Below are 17,020 nucleotides of genomic sequence, written 5' to 3' on the forward strand. Positions count from 1 at the left end.
AGGTCAGCTCTGGCAGCGCGGGCAATACACGCTGGCCCGTTGCCCCAGGCGAATCTCGCGCAAACCGCTGCCACAGACCTTGCAGTGCTCGCCGCCACGCCCGTAGACGAACAGTTCCTGCTGGAAGTAGCCGGGCTGGCCGTCGCCGCCGATAAAGTCGCGCAACGTGGTGCCGCCACGCTCGATGGCCGCAGCCAGGATGCGCTTGATTTCGATCGCCAGCGCCAGGTAACGCCCCCGCGAGATGCTCCCGGCCTCGCGACGCGGGTCGATGCCGGCAGCGAACAGGGCCTCGGTCGCGTAGATATTGCCGACCCCCACCACCACCGCGTTATCCATGATGAACGGCTTCACCGCCATGGAACGCTTGCGCGACAGCTGGAACAGCCGCTCGCCATCGAACAGATCGGTCAGCGGCTCCGGCCCCAGGTGCACCAGCAACTCGTGATGGAGTGGATCGAGGCTCCAGAGCATCGCCCCGAAGCGCCGCGGATCGGTGTAGCGCAGTGCCAGCCCGGACTCCAGCTCGATATCCACATGCTCATGCTTGAGCGCCGGCAGGCCGGCTTCCACCAGTCGCAGATTGCCCGACATCCCCAGATGACTGATCAACGTACCCACCTCGGCATTGATCAGCAGGTACTTGGCCCGCCGCTCCACTTGCACGATGCGTTGCCCGGACAGGCGCGCATCGAGGTCCTCCGGGATCGGCCAGCGCAGCCGGCGGTCGCGCACGATCACCCGACTGACCCGCTGGCCTTCCAGATGGGGCGCGATACCGCGCCGGGTGGTTTCGACTTCAGGTAATTCAGGCATGCTGGCCCCAGGTCAGGCGATAACGGGCTCGGCGACGGTGCTCGAACGCTTAGTGAGTGCCGAGCTCGCGGATGTTTTCCCTGAGGTTCTCGAAGTCGTAGTCGGACAGGCCGACATAATCGAGCACCAGAGGGCCGATGGTGTTCCACTCGTGGTCTTCGGTCTGGTTGCCCAGCACCCGATGGGACGCGCAGATGTGTTCGGCCATTTTCAGGATTGCCAGCAGGTTCTTCAACTGGCTGTTGCGGGTCGACTCGTCGCTGAAGATCGCCAGGGCGTTGTGGTGATTGGCGATGGCGTTGGTCACATGCTCCGGCAGGCGCCAGGACTTGGCGGTGTAGTAGCCGACCACTGCGTGGTTGGTATTCAACTCGGCGTTTTCCGTGTCCACCACGCGCTGTTCCGGGCCGGCATTGGCGTAGGCCCGCTCCAGCACCGACATATAGTCGGGGAAGCGCTTGATCATCAGCGGAATGCCGCAATCGTGGAACAGCCCCAGGGCATAGGACTCATCGACCGCCTGGCCGCCGGTACGCTTGGCCAGGGTCAGGCTGGTCATGGCCACATCCTGGGCGGTGTCCCAGAAACGATTGAGAGTCACGATGGTTTCGTCGGCCATCTCGCCCTTGATCGACTGCGCGTTGATCAGGTTGATGATCGAACGGCTGCCCAGCAGATTCACCGCGCGCTGGATCGAAGCGATCTTGTTCGACAGGCCGTAATAGGGCGAGTTGACGAGTTTCAGCAATGCACCGGAGAGGCCGGGATCCTGACTGATCAACCGGGCGATCACCTCCAGATCCGGGTCCGGCATGTACTGCTCCATCTGCAAATCCACCATGATTTGCGGTTGAGGCGGCACGCTGATGCCTTGCAGGGCCTGCTGGATCTGTTCGGGTGAAAGTTCTTGGGACATGAGTACAAACTCCGGGCGAGCGGACGATTCTAGCGGAAAACCTGTACGGCATGGGCCGAGTGTACAAACGCTTACATGAAACATCCCACGCCGGGAACACCGAACTCCCGCTATAATTCCGCTCTTTTTTCCCGGAGCGACGTCATGTCCCTGCCTAGCCTACGCCTTAAAGCCAACGCCGACCGACGCCTGCGCGCCGGTCACCTGTGGGTCTACAGCAACGAAATCGACGTGGCGGCCACCCCGCTCCATGGCTTCAAGGCCGGCGACCAGGCCGTGCTGGAAGCCGCCGGCGGCAAGCCGCTGGGCATCGTCGCCATGAGCCCGAACAACCTGATCTGCGCCCGCCTGCTGTCACGCGACAGCAAGTTGCCGCTGGACAAGTCCCTGCTGGTGCACCGCCTCAACGTGGCCCTGTCGCTGCGCGAGCGGCTGTTCGACAAGCCGTTCTATCGCCTGGTCTATGGCGATTCCGACCTGCTGCCGGGGCTGGTGGTGGATCGTTTCGGCGATATTCTGGTGGTCCAGCTCGCCTCGGCGGCCATGGAACAGCACAAGGACGAAGTGATCGCGGCGCTGGTCCAAGTCCTGAAACCGAGCGGCATCCTGTTCAAGAACGACTCCGCGGCCCGCGACGCCGAAGGTCTTGAGCGTTATGTCGAGACCGTATTCGGCCTGGTGCCGGAGTGGGTAGCCCTGGAAGAGAACGGCGTGAAGTTCGAAGCGCCGGTGATGGAAGGCCAGAAGACCGGCTGGTTCTACGATCACCGCATGAACCGTGCGCGCCTGGCGCCGTATGCCAAGGGCAAGCGGGTGCTGGACCTGTTCAGTTATATCGGCGGCTGGGGCGTGCAGGCGGCGGCTTTCGGTGCCAGCGAAGTGTTCTGCGTCGATGCCTCGGGCTTTGCCCTGGACGGTGTGGAACGTAACGCGGCGTTGAACGGTTTTGCCGAGAAGATGACCTGCATCGAAGGTGACGTGTTCGAAGCCTTGAAGGAACTGAAGGCCTCCGAAGAGCGTTTCGACGTGATCGTGGCCGACCCGCCCGCCTTCATCAAGCGCAAGAAAGACCTGAAGAACGGCGAAGGCGCCTACCGCCGCCTGAACGAGCAGGCCATGCGCCTGTTGAGCAAGGACGGCATCCTGGTCAGCGCCTCGTGCTCGATGCATCTGCCGGAAGATGACCTGCAGAACATCCTGCTCACCAGCGCCCGTCACCTGGACCGCAATATCCAATTGCTGGAACGCGGCGGCCAGGGCCCGGACCATCCGGTACACCCGGCGATCCCGGAAACACGCTATATCAAGAGCATTATTTGCCGGTTGTTGCCTAACAGCTAACTTTCTGCGGCGCGGAGCAGCCCTGCTCCGCGCCTTGCGGATAATTAAATACCCACCCCCACTCCTCATTCAAACACGTCCCCACTCAACCACACCTCTTACAACACACATGCGTCAAACTTACACTCATAACAACAAAAACACATAAAGCGTCCTACGCGACAAAGATCCCCCTTACAAAATTACTGGATGTTTCCTACTTACTTTTCCCTTGCCAACAACCACAACCAAACTACTATTGAGTTAGTCATTTCACAAATGACTAAAACCAGCAGCATCAGCTATTCAACTCAATGGAGTAACACTCATGAAAAAAATCAATCTGGAAGCCAAAAAGATCGCCAACCTTCACTGCCTGGTAGCAACCAAGCAGCGCTAATATCAATGAGGGATCGGGCAGTGCCGGCGGCCCGACTCCCTCTTGCTAGCATTTCCCAACAAGGTGGCACACCATGCATATAAATCCGAACCTATTTATTATTGCGCGACCACCACACCAGATCGTATGGAACTACAAAACACACACGCAATACGAACTAAACGCTCATTATGCAAAGCGTCTGACCGAACTCATAGATAATCCAAACTCATTTGACGCCCATGCTTCGATGGACGCAGAATTTCTCGCATCCGGAATTATTAGCGCAACAAAATACACTCCCCCTGACTGGAAATGGGACGAGCTGTCGAAGATATTCCATATCGGCACCAAGGATATTCCTTACGAGCATGAGCCTCAAGACGTTCAAGAATGGTCAGTACACTATCTAGCACATTGTGATGAGGTATTGAAAAAGCCGGCGCCTGACTTCCTTTCAAAGAAACACCCCATATCCCCTCTAATCCCCCTGCCACCCCCATTGTCGGCAGAGTCATTAAAGATGTCGCTGACCCAAAGCCTGATCAGTAGAAAAACCTGCCGATCGTTCAGCGAGGATGAAATATCTCTCAGCCACGCCAGCACCTTGCTCTATCTCTCGCTCGGTTATCTGAAGGAACGCGAGCAGGATATCGATGAGTCCATTCCCGAGACGTTACGATCACGACGCAGCAGCCCTTCCGGGGGTGGGTTGAACGCCTGCGATGGCTTTATCTATGCTCGTAGGATCAAGGGGATAGATCCCGGAATTTATCGCTATCATCCAAACCACCATGCATTGAGCTTCACAAGCCCGTTGCCTGCCAAACCTCTGGGTCTATTACTGGCTGGTCAGCATTTCATCAACGCGTTGCCTTTCGGTGTATTTCTCACCTGCCGCTTTGACAAATTGTGGTGGAAATATGAGCACTCACGAGCCTATCGGATGGCCTACGTCGAAACGGGTCACATCTCCCAAACGCTCCAACTGATCGCCACTGCACTCGGGCTAAAAACCTGGCTGACCGGCGCTATGGCTGACGAACGAATCGAAAACTTACTGAATTTGGAAAACAGTCCTGAACAAGTCCTGTTTTTCGTGGGATGCGGAAAGGGCGACTCAGAAGCCCAGTGCAAAGAACTCCGCACGCTGATCCAGGAACGGAGTGCTCAACAATGACACTTTCCAGCTCCATGGCCCACTCGCCCTTCTTTACTTTGGGAGACTGGGATAACAAAGCCTGTGTAAGAACAAAAAAAAGCAATTTTCTTTTTCCTTCCAAGCGAGAGCTGGAGCTTGAACTAGAAAGTAAATACTGGTTTCCTCCAACCTTCATGCCCTATCTACAACACCCATTAGCCGCTAACACAGATAAGAAAATCAAGCAAAGACTAACAGCCAACCACCTGATTCATTTTCTCAACTACACTACCGTACTAGAACACAAAATCGTCAACCGTTCCGTGGAAACTATTATCCATGAGGAGCTGCAAAGTTATATACCTGAGTCGATGAAATCCGCCGCCCTGCAACTCTATACCGATGAGGGCTACCACGCATATTTTTCTTATGAAATTGCCAAGCAGGTTTCAGAATACTATGGTATTCAGAGCCAAAGCCCTAGGCCACTACGAATCACTCTCTTGCTCGACCTTATCGACAAAATTGAGACAGAACACAAACCATTGGCATGGTTCCTGATTGGCTTTGTGTCCGAGACAATCATTGCCAAAGAGCTACTCAACATCACCTGTAACACCATAATTTCCAGCGTATACCAGATTCTACGACAGCATCTGGAAGACGAAGCCCGACATAGTCGATTTTTCGCAGATGCTTTCTACTATTTTTGGCAGCACCTTGAAGCCAACCAACAGTTACTCACAGTAGAATTGCTGAAAAACATCATTCTAATTTTTTCAGAACTTGATGAGCCATGGCTGACAGAAAGTCTGCGCAGCACAGGTTTCCCCACCTCTCAGATCCGTACTATCATCTACCCACTCTTGAATAAGTCTACCGCTATCCAACGCATCCGAGTCGGTGCCACACCTACTCTCCTTGCTATGAAAAAAGCTGGTGTTTTCGACAACAAAAATAACAGGCTTTCTTTCAAGGAAGCGGGACTGATCGATGATTGAGTTAAATCATGCCAAAGAGAAAAACAAAAAAATCTCGGCTATTGCGCTTTTACTATCCATGGTGTTGCTAGGAGTATTCCCAATCGATGTGCTGCTCCCGTCTGTTCCTTCACTGTCCTCTCACTTCAATCGCTCCCCAGCCGACATTGCCCTATCCATCAGCTTGTTCGCCATCGGCATATCCATCTCCCAATTATTCATTGGTCCATTATCAGACAAAATAGGCCGAAAAAGCCTCCTTCTGACCGGTATGGCGATATCCATGCTGGGGGCGCTGGGGTGTGCGCTAGCCAACGAATACAGTCTGTTTTTACTTTTTCGTCTGATCCAGGCACTCGGGTGCGGCTGTTTTGTGCTGTCACAAGCCCTCGTCCAAGATCTATTCGAGGGCAAAGAGCGAGATCGGTTACGCATTCTCATTGTTACTGCCAGCGGTATTTTCATATCGCTATCACCCTTGGCCGGAGCCTCATTGCAGAATTGGCTTGATTGGCCAGGCAGTTTCTATATATTTGCCATAGTCGCCACTGTGGTATTCATCAAAGCCTGCCTGCTCCTAGAGAACTCCATAATGGAGCGAACCTCTCACCGCTCAATTTTCCAATCCTATCGCCATATTTGCACTGACATGAGGTTCCTTGGCTATTGGCTGATCGCTGCACTGGTTTTTACTTGTCACTTTTCGTTCATCGTCGTTTCACCATTGATATTCATGGAGCACTTGCAACTTTCCGAATACGAGTTCTCACTAACTCTTTTGCTCTACGGCGCTGCTTATGTCATCGGTGGTGTAGCCGCTGGACTTCTAAGCACAAAAATAACCACCAACACCCAAATCACTGTGGGCCTATGCTTTATTTTCTGCGCTGGAGTGATGCTATTTTACCTGTCACATCACTTCGGCTTGTCGACAATAACGATGCTGATACCGATGGTCATTTGTACTGCGGGCACCACTATCACTCGTCCTGCTGCGACCTCAAAAGCCATGGAGTGTTTCCCAGACCAAGCGGGCGCCAGCGCCTCTGCTGGCAACACGTTGATTTTCGTTTGCGGCGGACTGATCAGTGCGCTAGTCAATCTCAGCCCAGTGGCACTCGAAACGACACTCGCCTTGTCCTTTCTGCTACTGAGCACGACCGGACTTGGTCTGAACACGCTAATCCAGCGACGTAACCAACGACCGGTTTTCGAGTGACACAATCCCGCTCGTTATCCTTCACACTCCATAATCCCAGCCTCAGCAGCTGCACCCATTTCCGGTTGCTGGAGCGCGGTGGCCAGGGCCCGGATCATCCGGAACACCCAACGATTCCGGAGACGCGCTATATCAAGAGCATTATTTGCCGGTTGTTGCCGAACAGCTAACCCCCGAACCGGGCTCGCTCCCCTGTAGGAGCGAGCTTGCTCGCGATGCGTCCCGACGGACACATCCTGACCCACTGCCAACAAGACAATCCGAACCTCCCTCCATTAACGTTGTTCCTCCATTCGCGCAGAGGACAACGGAATGTCCAGCTTCCCTCACGCCCATCGACTACGCGTCGGCCGCTTTTCGGAACCGGGGCGCATCTACCTTCTGACCGCAGTCACCCTGAATCGCCAGCCGGCCTTTAAGGACTGGCACTTGGGCCGTCTGGTCGTAAATGAGTTCAGACAGGCCGAGCAGACCGGTGCGGCGCAATCGCTGGCCTGGGTCGTGATGCCGGATCATTTTCACTGGCTGCTTGAACTGCACAACGGCGACCTGCCCAGACTGATGCAGGGCACAAAATCCCGCAGCGCCCGAACCGTCAACAAAATCAGGGGGATTCAGGCGCCGCTGTGGCAAAAGGGCTATTTCGACCGGGCCCTGCGCCGTGAAGAAGACTTGAAAACCATGGCTCGCTACATCGTCGCCAACCCGCTACGAGCAGGGATGGTCGAACATATCGGTGATTATCCGCTTTGGGATGCTATATGGCTGTGAAACTCCCAGCCGCCCCGTCCCTCCCCCGGACATCAACAATAACGCGGGGCACCTGATACCCTGCGAGGTCAGGGCGACCACCGCGAACAAACGGCGAAGGCATCAGCCCCTGTAGGAGCGAGCTTGCTCGCGATGGACGTCAACGATAACGCGGGGCGCCTGATACCCCGCGGCACCTGAGCGACCATCGCGAGCAAGCTCGCTCCTACAAGTGCAAGTCGTCACACCACACGTCTCGTCCCCCCTGACACAACGCTTGCCGCCATTCCTTCCGCCCACGACCCGTGTAGAATCAGCTTATTCATCGCCAGTCATCCCCCGGCGGGTTTATGAGCTCAGGCCCAGGCGCGCGGCGATCCCGCGAGGCCAACGGCAGCTTTCGGGCACCCGGCTATTTTCGGTGTGCGCCAGAGGCCCATAGAAGCTCACTTCCCTTTGTGTACCTGATTAGCCGCCCGGAGTGCTCCATGCCTGATTACCGCTCGAAAACATCCACCCACGGCCGCAACATGGCCGGTGCTCGCGCCCTGTGGCGCGCCACGGGGATGAAAGACGCCGACTTCAAGAAACCGATCATCGCCGTCGCCAACTCCTTCACCCAGTTCGTCCCCGGCCACGTCCACCTCAAGGACATGGGCCAACTGGTCGCCCGCGAGATCGAACGCGCCGGCGGCGTGGCCAAGGAATTCAACACCATCGCCGTGGATGACGGCATCGCCATGGGCCACGACGGCATGCTCTATTCGCTGCCGAGCCGCGAGATCATCGCCGACTCCGTCGAATACATGGTCAACGCCCACTGCGCCGACGCCATCGTCTGCATCTCCAACTGCGACAAGATCACCCCCGGCATGCTGATGGCCGCCCTGCGCCTGAACATCCCGGTGATCTTCGTCTCCGGCGGCCCGATGGAAGCCGGCAAGACCAAACTGGCCTCCCACGGCCTCGACCTGGTGGACGCCATGGTCATCGCCGCCGACTCCAGCGCCTCTGACGAGAAGGTCGCCGAGTACGAGCGCAGCGCCTGCCCGACCTGCGGTTCGTGCTCCGGCATGTTCACCGCCAACTCGATGAACTGCCTCACCGAAGCCCTGGGCCTGGCCCTGCCGGGCAACGGTTCGACCCTGGCGACCCACGCCGACCGCGAACAGCTGTTCCTCCAGGCCGGCCGCACCATCGTCGAACTGTGCCAGCGTTACTACGGCGACAACGATGACTCGGTTCTGCCGCGCAGCATCGCCAACATCAAGGCGTTCGAAAACGCCATGACCCTGGACATCGCCATGGGCGGTTCCACCAACACCATCCTGCACCTGCTGGCCGCCGCCCAGGAAGCCGAGATCGATTTCGACCTGCGCGACATCGACCGCCTGTCCCGTCACGTACCGCAGCTGTGCAAGGTCGCGCCGAACATCCAGAAGTACCACATGGAAGACGTGCACCGCGCCGGCGGGATCTTCAGCATCCTCGGCGAACTGGCCCGTGGCGGCCTGCTGCACACCGACCTGCCGACCGTGCACAGCAGGACCCTGGCCGAGGGTATCGCCCAGTGGGACATCACCCAGACCGACGACGAAGCGGTGCACACCTTCTTCAAGGCCGGCCCGGCCGGTATCCCGACCCAGACCGCGTTCAGCCAGTCGACCCGTTGGGAAACCCTCGACGACGACCGTGAAAACGGCTGCATCCGCAGCGTCGAGCACGCCTACTCGAAAGAAGGCGGCCTGGCCGTGCTGTACGGCAACATCGCCCTGGACGGCTGCGTGGTGAAAACCGCCGGTGTCGACGAGTCGATCCACGTGTTCGAAGGCAACGCGAAGATCTTCGAAAGCCAGGACAGCGCCGTGCGCGGCATCCTCGCCGACGAAGTGCAGGCCGGCGACATCGTGATCATCCGCTACGAAGGTCCGAAAGGCGGCCCGGGCATGCAGGAAATGCTCTACCCGACGTCCTACCTGAAGTCCAAGGGCCTGGGCAAAGCCTGCGCCCTGCTGACCGACGGACGTTTCTCCGGCGGCACCTCGGGCCTGTCCATCGGCCATGCTTCTCCGGAAGCGGCCGCGGGCGGCGCGATTGGCCTGGTCCAGGACGGCGACAAGGTGCTGATCGACATTCCAAATCGCTCGATCAACCTGTTGATCAGCGATGAGGAACTGGCGGCACGCCGTGTCGAGCAGGACAAGAAAGGCTGGAAGCCGGTGGAAGTGCGTCCACGTAAAGTGACCACGGCCTTGAAGGCTTACGCGTTGCTCGCCACCAGTGCCGATAAAGGTGCGGTACGCGACAAGGCGATGTTGGACAAGCTGGTACCCTGACTACCCGGCACAGCAAAAAGCCCGACTGAATGGTCGGGCTTTTCATTTATCCGCCAGAGCGGCCACTCAGGCGAGCTCAAAGCGGTACACGTATATTCCACTTACTGCAAAATTATATTCCCTCTCGATCTTACGGTTACGAAGATAGAAATACAGGAACGCAACAAAGTTTTCCCACAGCACGAACGTAGCCTGACCATAATTGGGCTCAAAAAAACGCACCCGACCGTCCTTCTCCTTGAACACAGCGCAAGCATGCCCGCCGATGTGTAATAACGCCCCACCCCGATGTGTCTCAAGGGCGCTACTGATCTCAAAATAGAAAGGACTAACGCACAGGTCCCCCACCAGAACACGCAGGCCCACTAGCGGAGCAGATGCCCTGACCCACTCGGGGACAAACCTCGAAGACCAGCTCACTTTGTCATGAAAGTTACGGCATACGCTATGCAGACCGTCAACAAGCTTCCAGGTCGATTCATCCTTTCTGATCGAGCCAAAATCGATCCCTTTTGCATGTAATGAAATATACAAGAGACTGAGGGCATAACAAACCCCCTCCCGATTATCAAGAGCGTATTTGCTTATAAAATCATCCTGCTTCAGCGTTCCGCACTTTCCGCCAAATCGTTTTGCATATTTCAAAACCGGATTCATATGAAATAAAGCTCACTGTCCATAGAAATTCAAAAACCACGCCACCAAGCGCTCACCTTGCCAAATAAGGCGCCAGACTCAAACATAATTATGAATAAAGCCTCTACACACCCGCTATAAACTAACGCTCAACCAGCACGTGTCCGCCGCCACCGCCAAGCCTTCCTACCGCAAGTGCATCGCCAGAACCGTCGCCCCAAACGGTATATCGTATTTTTTCTGAATGCTGCAATCCTGAAGAAAAGCATTTATAAATGAAGAGAACTTATCCGCGGAATTGAACACCGCCTGCCCATAATTCGGATCAAAAAAACGTATCCTGCTTTGATTTTTCTCTTTGAAAACTGCGCACGCGTGATGACCCACATGTAAAATAAATGCCTTCCCCGGAGCGTTCATGATGTGACTCGCCAAGTTTATATAAGGCGCGACACTGGAACTCCATCCCGCTATTTTCCAGCCCGTGTTCAAGGCAACCCATTCAACTCCGCTAGAAACCATTGGAAAGGCACCAGGTACATTACCGTGCACCAGCATGCTTTGCAGCGCGTCAGCGCGGTGCCACAGGGGCTCGTGCTCCTTGGCCACTTGAAACTTCTCACTGTTTCGGCGCGTTTCAAGGTAGATAAAACACAGCGCGTGACAGACGCCCCGTTTATTCTGGAGATTGTAACGATTGACGTAATCGCGTTGCCTGAGCTTGCCACAAATCCCTTCGAAGAACTTCGCATACCTTGCAAAAATGCTCATCACAACTCCCTGTATAAACATCACCGGAATTATAATGAGTCAATAAAATGCACCTCTATAAATTAACGCCCACGGCAAATCAAAGTTTCACATTTAACTATGACACGCTCGCCCATGAAGGTGATTCAAGCTACAGGCATGCAACAGTCCTCATCCACCGGCTCCCCCCCTTTGTGCTCCGCTTCCATCACCATCGCATGCGCAACCGCCACCGACTTATTCCAAAAACGACGGTCGCCATTCCATATCGATATTAAATCCATATATATCAAGCTGTTAGGCTTGCCGGTTCACAATTGCCGACCAAGGTAATTGGCACCTATCGTTTTCGGAGCTTCAATGAATCTGCCGCTGATTCTCAACCTGCTGGTGTTCCTCACCCTGCTGCTGGGTCTGGCCCAAACCCGCCACACTACCTTCAGCCTGGCGAAAAAAGTGCTGCTCGCCCTGGTCCTGGGGGTGATCTTCGGTGTTGCCCTGCACGGTATCTACGGTACCGGCAACCCGGTCCTCAAGGCCTCCATCGGCTGGTTCGACCTGGTCGGCAACGGCTACGTGCAATTGCTGCAGATGATCGTGATCCCGCTGGTGTTCGCCTCGATCCTCAGCGCCGTGGCCCGCCTGCACAACGCCACGTCCCTGGGCAAGATCAGCTTCCTGACCATCGGCACGCTGCTGTTCACCACGGCCATCGCCGCGCTGATCGGTATCGGCCTGACCAACCTGTTCGGCCTGACCGCCGAAGGCCTGGTGGCCGGCACCCAGGAACTGGCGCGCCTGCAAGTGATCCAGAGCGACTACGCGGGCAAGGTCGCCGACCTGAATGTGCCGCAACTGCTGCTCTCGTTCATCCCGCAGAACCCCTTCGCCGACCTGGCCCGGGCCAAGCCGACCTCGATCATCAGCGTGGTGATCTTTGCCGCGTTCATGGGCGTGGCCGCGCTGCAACTGCTCAAGGATGATGCCGAGAAGGGTCAGAAGGTGGTCAATGCCATCGACACCCTGCAAGCCTGGGTCACGCGCCTGGTGCGCCTGGTGATGAAACTCACGCCCTACGGCGTGCTGGCGCTGATGACCAAGGTGGTCGCCGGTTCCAACCTGCAGGACATCATCAAGCTGGGCAGTTTCGTGGTGGTCTCGTATATCGGCCTGGGCTTGATGTTCGTGGTTCACGGGCTGCTGGTGTCGCTGGCCGGGATCAACCCGCTGCGCTTCTTCCGCAAGATCTGGCCGGTGCTGACCTTTGCCTTCACCAGCCGCTCCAGCGCAGCGAGCATTCCGCTGAGCATCGAGGCCCAGACCCGCCGGCTGGGGATTCCACAATCGATTGCCAGCTTTGCCGCATCGTTCGGCGCGACCATCGGCCAGAACGGTTGTGCCGGGCTGTATCCGGCGATGCTGGCGGTGATGGTCGCACCAACGGTGGGGATCAACCCGCTGGATCCGCTGTGGATCGCGACGTTGGTGGCCATCGTGACCTTGAGTTCAGCCGGGGTGGCCGGGGTCGGTGGCGGGGCGACGTTTGCCGCGCTGATCGTGCTGCCGGCAATGGGTCTGCCGGTGTCACTGGTGGCGCTGCTGATTTCCGTGGAGCCGTTGATCGACATGGGCCGCACGGCGTTGAACGTGAGCGGTTCGATCACCGCCGGGGCGATTGCCAGCCAGGTGATGCAGCAGACCGACAAGGCGTTGCTGGAGGCTGAAGAGCATGGGGAGTTGGCACAGGCCTGAGTTCGGCGGCGGCTGATAGACCGCTATCGCGAGCAAGCTCGCTCCTACATGGGGCGAGCTTGCCTACAAAGCTTTTAACGTTTTTCCCAGATTTCGAAACTGAACGCAGGCTTGCCCTCCGCTGCCGGGTGCGGCTCATCCGACACCAACTTCCACTGACCTTCATCGACCTGCGGAAACCAGGCATCGCCTTCCGGGCTCAACGCCACGCGGGTCAGGTACAGCCGATCCGCCTGCTCCAGGCCCTGGGTATAAAGCTGCGCCCCACCGATCAGCATCAGTTCACTCGCGCCCTGCTCCAGCGCCCACTGTTCAGCGCGCACCAGCGCCGCCTCCAGCGACGGAAAAACCTCTGCGCCTTCCAGCTGCAACCCCACCTGGCGACTGACCACCAGATTCAACCGGCCCGGCAACGGCCGTCCCAGCGAATCCCAGGTCTTGCGCCCCATGATGATCGGCTTGCCGAGGGTCGTGGCCTTGAAGTACTTGAAGTCCGCCGGCAAATGCCAGGGCATGCTGTTGTCGACGCCGATCACGCGGTTTTCACCGAGGGCCGCGATCAGGCTTAAAGGGAGAGTTCTGTTCATGCCGCGAGGATACCAGAGCCCGTAAGCCAACTCGGACATACGCCGACAAAATTAACTCACCCTGGCGACGGCGGACACCGGGATGCAGGTACCCGCCACAGCGGTTATGCTTCCAACTCACTTGAGCCCAGGACGCCGCGTGACTGAACCGACTCCCCTGCACCGCCTCTGGCTGACCGAGACGGTGCGCCTGCGCGAAGAACAGGCAGGCCCGCTGGAAGACCTCGAAGCCAATCGCCGTGCCCGCGCCGCGGGGGGCGACCTGCCGACACGCATCCAGCACCGCGCACTCTGGCTGGCCGAACGCGATGGCCTGCTCAACGCCTTGCGTCATTGGCTGCAAGGCGCGCGGTTGGCGCTGCTGGTCCTGGCGCTGGTGGTGATCGTCAGTGGTGCCGGCATGGCCTTCGCCGCCCTGGGCAACGGCCAGGCAGCAGTCAATGTGTTCTGGGCCCTGGGCAGCCTGCTCGGCCTGAACCTGCTGTTGCTGCTGAGCTGGGCCCTGGGCCTGGCCTTCGCCGGCGAACACGCGGCCAGCTTCGGGCGCCTCTGGCTGTGGCTCAGCGAAAAGCTCGCCCGCGATGCCCAGGCCGCGCAACTGGCACCCGCCCTGCTGCTGATGCTGCAGCGTCGGCGCCTCAATCGCTGGGCCATCGGCACCGTGATTCACGGCCTCTGGCTGCTGGCCATGCTCAGCGCCCTGGCCCTGTTGTTGATGCTGATGTCGACCCGGCGCTACGGCTTCGTCTGGGAAACCACCCTGCTGCACAGCGACACCTTTGTCGCGGTGACCCAGGCCCTGGGCGCCTTGCCCGCCCTGCTGGGCTTCGGCCTGCCCGACACGGAAATGATCCGCGCCAGCGGCGATACCGCGCTGAACCTGGAGAATGCCCGGCACGCCTGGGCCTCCTGGCTGGTGGGGGTGCTGGTGGTCTATGGCGTGTTGCCGCGCCTGCTGCTGGCGGTGTTTTGCCTGTGGCGCTGGCGGCACGGCAGCCGCGCCCTGAGCCTGGACCTCAACCTGCCCGGCTATGCGCAACTGCGCGAACGTCTGATGCCCAGCAGCGAACGCCTGGGGGTCAGCGACCTGGCGCCCGACACGTTGCACAGCGCCGAAGCCGGTGCCACCGCCCTGGAGAGCGAAGGCGCCTTGCTGGTGGCCATCGAACTGGACAACCAGCGCCCCTGGCCGCCGACCTTGCCGAACACCGTACGCGACGCCGGCATCCTCGACAGCCGCGAGTCGCGGCACAAGCTCCTCGAACAATTGACCCGCTTCCCACCGGCGCGCCTGGCGATCGCCTGCGACCCGCGACGCTCGCCGGACCGTGGCAGCCTCGGGCTGATCGCCGAACTGGCCCGCAGCGCCGGCGCGACCCGCGTCTGGCTGCTGCAGGCGCCGCCCGGCCAGGCGCTGGATGCCGACCGCCTCGGCGACTGGCACAGCGCCCTGCAACGGCTGGAACTGCCCTTCGCCGACAGCGCCCCGCTGAACTGGCTGGAGACGGGTCATGACTAAAGCGCTGAAACTGGCTGTGGTCGGCCACACCAATGTCGGCAAGACCTCACTGTTGCGCACCCTCACCCGGGATGTCGGCTTCGGCGAAGTCTCCCACCGCCCCAGCACCACCCGGCATGTGGAGGGCGCGCGGCTGTCGGTGGAGGGTGAAGCCCTGCTCGAACTCTACGACACCCCGGGCCTGGAAGACGCCATCGCCCTGCTCGACTACCTCGAACGCCTGGATCGACCCGGCGAACGTCTCGACGGTCCGGCCCGCGTCGCGCGCTTTCTCGACGGCAGCGAAGCCCGCCAGCGTTTCGAACAGGAAGCCAAGGTGCTGCGCCAGTTGCTGGCTTCGGACGCCGGGCTCTATGTGATCGATGCCCGCGAGCCGGTGCTGGCTAAATACCGCGACGAACTGAGCGTGCTCGCCAGTTGTGGCAAGCCGCTGTTGCCGGTGCTCAATTTTGTCAGCAGTGCCGAACAGCGCGAGCCGCAATGGCGTGAAGCCTTGGCCCGCCTGGGACTGCACGCGCTGGTGCGGTTCGACAGCGTGGCCCCGCCGGAGGACGGTGAGCGGCGCCTGTATGAAAGCCTGGCGCTGTTGCTGGAAGGGGCGCGCCCGCAACTGGAGCGCCTGGTCCTCGACCTGGAGGCACAGCGACGGGCTCGACGGCAAAGCGCCAACCGACTGATCGCCGAACTGCTGATCGACTGTGCGGCCTGTCGGCGCAGCGTGGTCAGCGACACCGACGCGCAGACCCGGGCCATCGGCGAATTGCGCCAGGCCGTACGTCAACGGGAGCAGCGTTGCGTCGATGCCTTGCTCAAGCTCTATGCGTTCCGCCCCGGCGATGCGGCGGCCAGCGACCTGCCGCTGTTGGACGGGCGCTGGGGCGACGATCTGTTCAACCCGGAAACCCTCAAGCAACTGGGGGTGAAGGTCGGTGGCGGGATTGCCGCGGGTGCGGCGGCGGGTGCCGGTATCGACCTGCTGGTGGGTGGCCTGACCCTCGGCGCGGCTGCCCTGGTCGGCGCCATCGCCGGCGGTGCCCTGCAAACCGCCCGCGGCTATGGCAGCCGCCTGCTGGGCAAACTCAAGGGGCAACGGGAACTGACCGTCGACGACAACGTGCTGCGCCTGTTGGCGCTGCGCCAACGGCAACTGCTGCAAGCCCTGGAGGCGCGTGGGCATGCAGCGATGGAGCGTATTCAGATGAGCCTGCCGGCGGACACCACCTGGCGTGAGGGCAAACTGCCCGAGGCCTTGCACAAGGCCCGGGCATATCCGCAGTGGTCGTCGCTCAACGCTCCAGCCCGGTTGAACCAGCCAGAACGCCAGGAACAGATCGACCTGTTGCTGCAGCGTCTGACTGAGACCTGAAACGGACCTGTCAGCTATACCACCTGAACTTCAGAAAGGTCCGACCCATATACTTGATCCATTCCTCTTCGGCCCGACTGAAAATGTCCTCGCCGTCGATGTCGAAGTAAACCACCGAATCCAAGGTCCCATTATTGTCGGTGTCATGGGCCGAGGCCTTATAGAGCAGGGTCTGGTTCCTGGGCGTCCCCGTCCCCTCATGAAGATGCAGCCTCACCACATTCGGTGACTTGTCGTTGTGATAGTTCTCGGCAAACACCTTGATATAGCGCTGCCAGCTTTTCCCCTGGTTGAACCAGCCGAACTTCAGGAACGCATTGGCAAACGCCCGGATCAGTTTTTCATCCTTGGCGTTGTCCTTGCCATCACGGTTGACGTCACCACCGAACTGCAAGTCCGTCACTCCATCGGCGGTCATGTCGACCGCCGCGGCCTTGAGCACCAGCTTGTCGGGCTTGCCAGGCACTTCCTCATAAAAGCGCAGCAATACCGTATCAGCCCGGCCATTGCCGCTGCGATCCTGGGCGGTCATTCTCAAATAACGCATAAAAGA

15 protein-coding genes and 1 pseudogene are annotated in these 17,020 nt (G+C 58.8%); 10 read left to right on the forward strand and 6 right to left on the reverse strand.

The window, feature by feature from the left end:
• Positions 1–3: 3 nt before the first annotated feature.
• On the reverse strand, positions 4–816 hold the full coding sequence (mutM, locus tag UCMB321_RS25820) for a bifunctional DNA-formamidopyrimidine glycosylase/DNA-(apurinic or apyrimidinic site) lyase (RefSeq protein ID WP_040071513.1): 813 nt from the start codon (positions 814–816) through the stop codon (positions 4–6).
• Positions 817–865: 49 nt separating this feature from the next.
• Positions 866–1,678, reverse strand: a complete 813-nt coding sequence (locus UCMB321_RS25825; RefSeq protein ID WP_209437211.1) for an HDOD domain-containing protein — start codon at positions 1,676–1,678, stop codon at positions 866–868.
• A gap of 198 nt (positions 1,679–1,876) precedes the next feature.
• Here UCMB321_RS25825 and UCMB321_RS25830 point away from each other — a divergent pair, with 198 nt between their 5' ends.
• From UCMB321_RS25830 to ilvD, 7 genes and pseudogenes are all read left to right on the forward strand, one after another.
• On the forward strand, positions 1,877–3,073 hold the full coding sequence (locus UCMB321_RS25830; protein WP_040071515.1) for a class I SAM-dependent rRNA methyltransferase: 1,197 nt from the start codon (positions 1,877–1,879) through the stop codon (positions 3,071–3,073).
• Positions 3,074–3,525: 452 nt separating this feature from the next.
• Entirely contained in the window at positions 3,526–4,611 is a 1,086-nt protein-coding gene (locus UCMB321_RS25835; protein ID WP_040071516.1) for a SagB family peptide dehydrogenase, read from the forward strand.
• Complete coding sequence (locus UCMB321_RS25840) at positions 4,608–5,573, forward strand: diiron oxygenase (protein WP_040071517.1); 966 nt, start codon at positions 4,608–4,610, stop codon at positions 5,571–5,573. The genes UCMB321_RS25835 and UCMB321_RS25840 overlap by 4 nt, the downstream gene beginning before the upstream one ends.
• On the forward strand, positions 5,566–6,771 hold the full coding sequence (locus UCMB321_RS25845; RefSeq protein ID WP_040071519.1) for a multidrug effflux MFS transporter: 1,206 nt from the start codon (positions 5,566–5,568) through the stop codon (positions 6,769–6,771). Before UCMB321_RS25840 ends, UCMB321_RS25845 begins: the two co-directional genes overlap by 8 nt.
• 62 nt (positions 6,772–6,833) lie before the next feature.
• Positions 6,834–6,941, forward strand: a pseudogene (locus UCMB321_RS30855) (RlmI/RlmK family 23S rRNA methyltransferase); the annotation flags it as partial.
• A 142-nt stretch (positions 6,942–7,083) separates the two neighbouring features.
• A complete protein-coding gene (locus tag UCMB321_RS25850) occupies positions 7,084–7,542 on the forward strand; it encodes an REP-associated tyrosine transposase (RefSeq protein ID WP_040071520.1) in 459 nt (152 codons plus the stop codon).
• Positions 7,543–8,009: 467 nt separating this feature from the next.
• The gene (gene ilvD / locus UCMB321_RS25855; RefSeq protein WP_040071521.1) at positions 8,010–9,857 is read left to right on the forward strand and encodes a dihydroxy-acid dehydratase; all 1,848 of its coding nucleotides are present in this window, start codon (positions 8,010–8,012) and stop codon (positions 9,855–9,857) included.
• A gap of 66 nt (positions 9,858–9,923) precedes the next feature.
• Here the strand turns inward: ilvD and UCMB321_RS25860 are convergent, their stop codons facing one another.
• Positions 9,924–10,514: a YopT-type cysteine protease domain-containing protein gene (locus UCMB321_RS25860; protein ID WP_040071522.1), complete on the reverse strand. Its 591-nt coding sequence runs from the start codon at positions 10,512–10,514 to the stop codon at positions 9,924–9,926.
• Positions 10,515–10,679: 165 nt separating this feature from the next.
• Positions 10,680–11,264, reverse strand: coding sequence for a YopT-type cysteine protease domain-containing protein (locus tag UCMB321_RS25865; protein WP_167337463.1), 585 nt, complete (start codon positions 11,262–11,264; stop codon positions 10,680–10,682).
• A 339-nt stretch (positions 11,265–11,603) separates the two neighbouring features.
• On the opposite strand from UCMB321_RS25865, the gene UCMB321_RS25870 reads away from it, so the two are divergent.
• A complete protein-coding gene (locus UCMB321_RS25870) occupies positions 11,604–12,995 on the forward strand; it encodes an L-cystine transporter (protein WP_040071524.1) in 1,392 nt (463 codons plus the stop codon).
• Between the two features lie 74 nt (positions 12,996–13,069).
• Here the strand turns inward: UCMB321_RS25870 and UCMB321_RS25875 are convergent, their stop codons facing one another.
• Entirely contained in the window at positions 13,070–13,582 is a 513-nt protein-coding gene (locus UCMB321_RS25875) for a dihydrofolate reductase (RefSeq protein ID WP_040071525.1), read from the reverse strand.
• A 139-nt stretch (positions 13,583–13,721) separates the two neighbouring features.
• Here UCMB321_RS25875 and UCMB321_RS25880 point away from each other — a divergent pair, with 139 nt between their 5' ends.
• Complete coding sequence (locus tag UCMB321_RS25880; RefSeq protein ID WP_040071526.1) at positions 13,722–15,101, forward strand: DUF2868 domain-containing protein; 1,380 nt, start codon at positions 13,722–13,724, stop codon at positions 15,099–15,101.
• Positions 15,094–16,467, forward strand: a complete 1,374-nt coding sequence (locus UCMB321_RS25885; protein ID WP_040071527.1) for a DUF3482 domain-containing protein — start codon at positions 15,094–15,096, stop codon at positions 16,465–16,467. Before UCMB321_RS25880 ends, UCMB321_RS25885 begins: the two co-directional genes overlap by 8 nt.
• Positions 16,468–16,477: 10 nt before the next feature.
• Here UCMB321_RS25885 and UCMB321_RS25890 read toward each other — a convergent pair whose 3' ends face one another.
• Entirely contained in the window at positions 16,478–17,014 is a 537-nt protein-coding gene (locus UCMB321_RS25890; protein ID WP_040071528.1) for a hypothetical protein, read from the reverse strand.
• Positions 17,015–17,020 lie beyond the last annotated feature (6 nt).

Source organism: Pseudomonas batumici, from assembly GCF_000820515.1.
Classification (GTDB): domain Bacteria; phylum Pseudomonadota; class Gammaproteobacteria; order Pseudomonadales; family Pseudomonadaceae; genus Aquipseudomonas; species Aquipseudomonas batumici.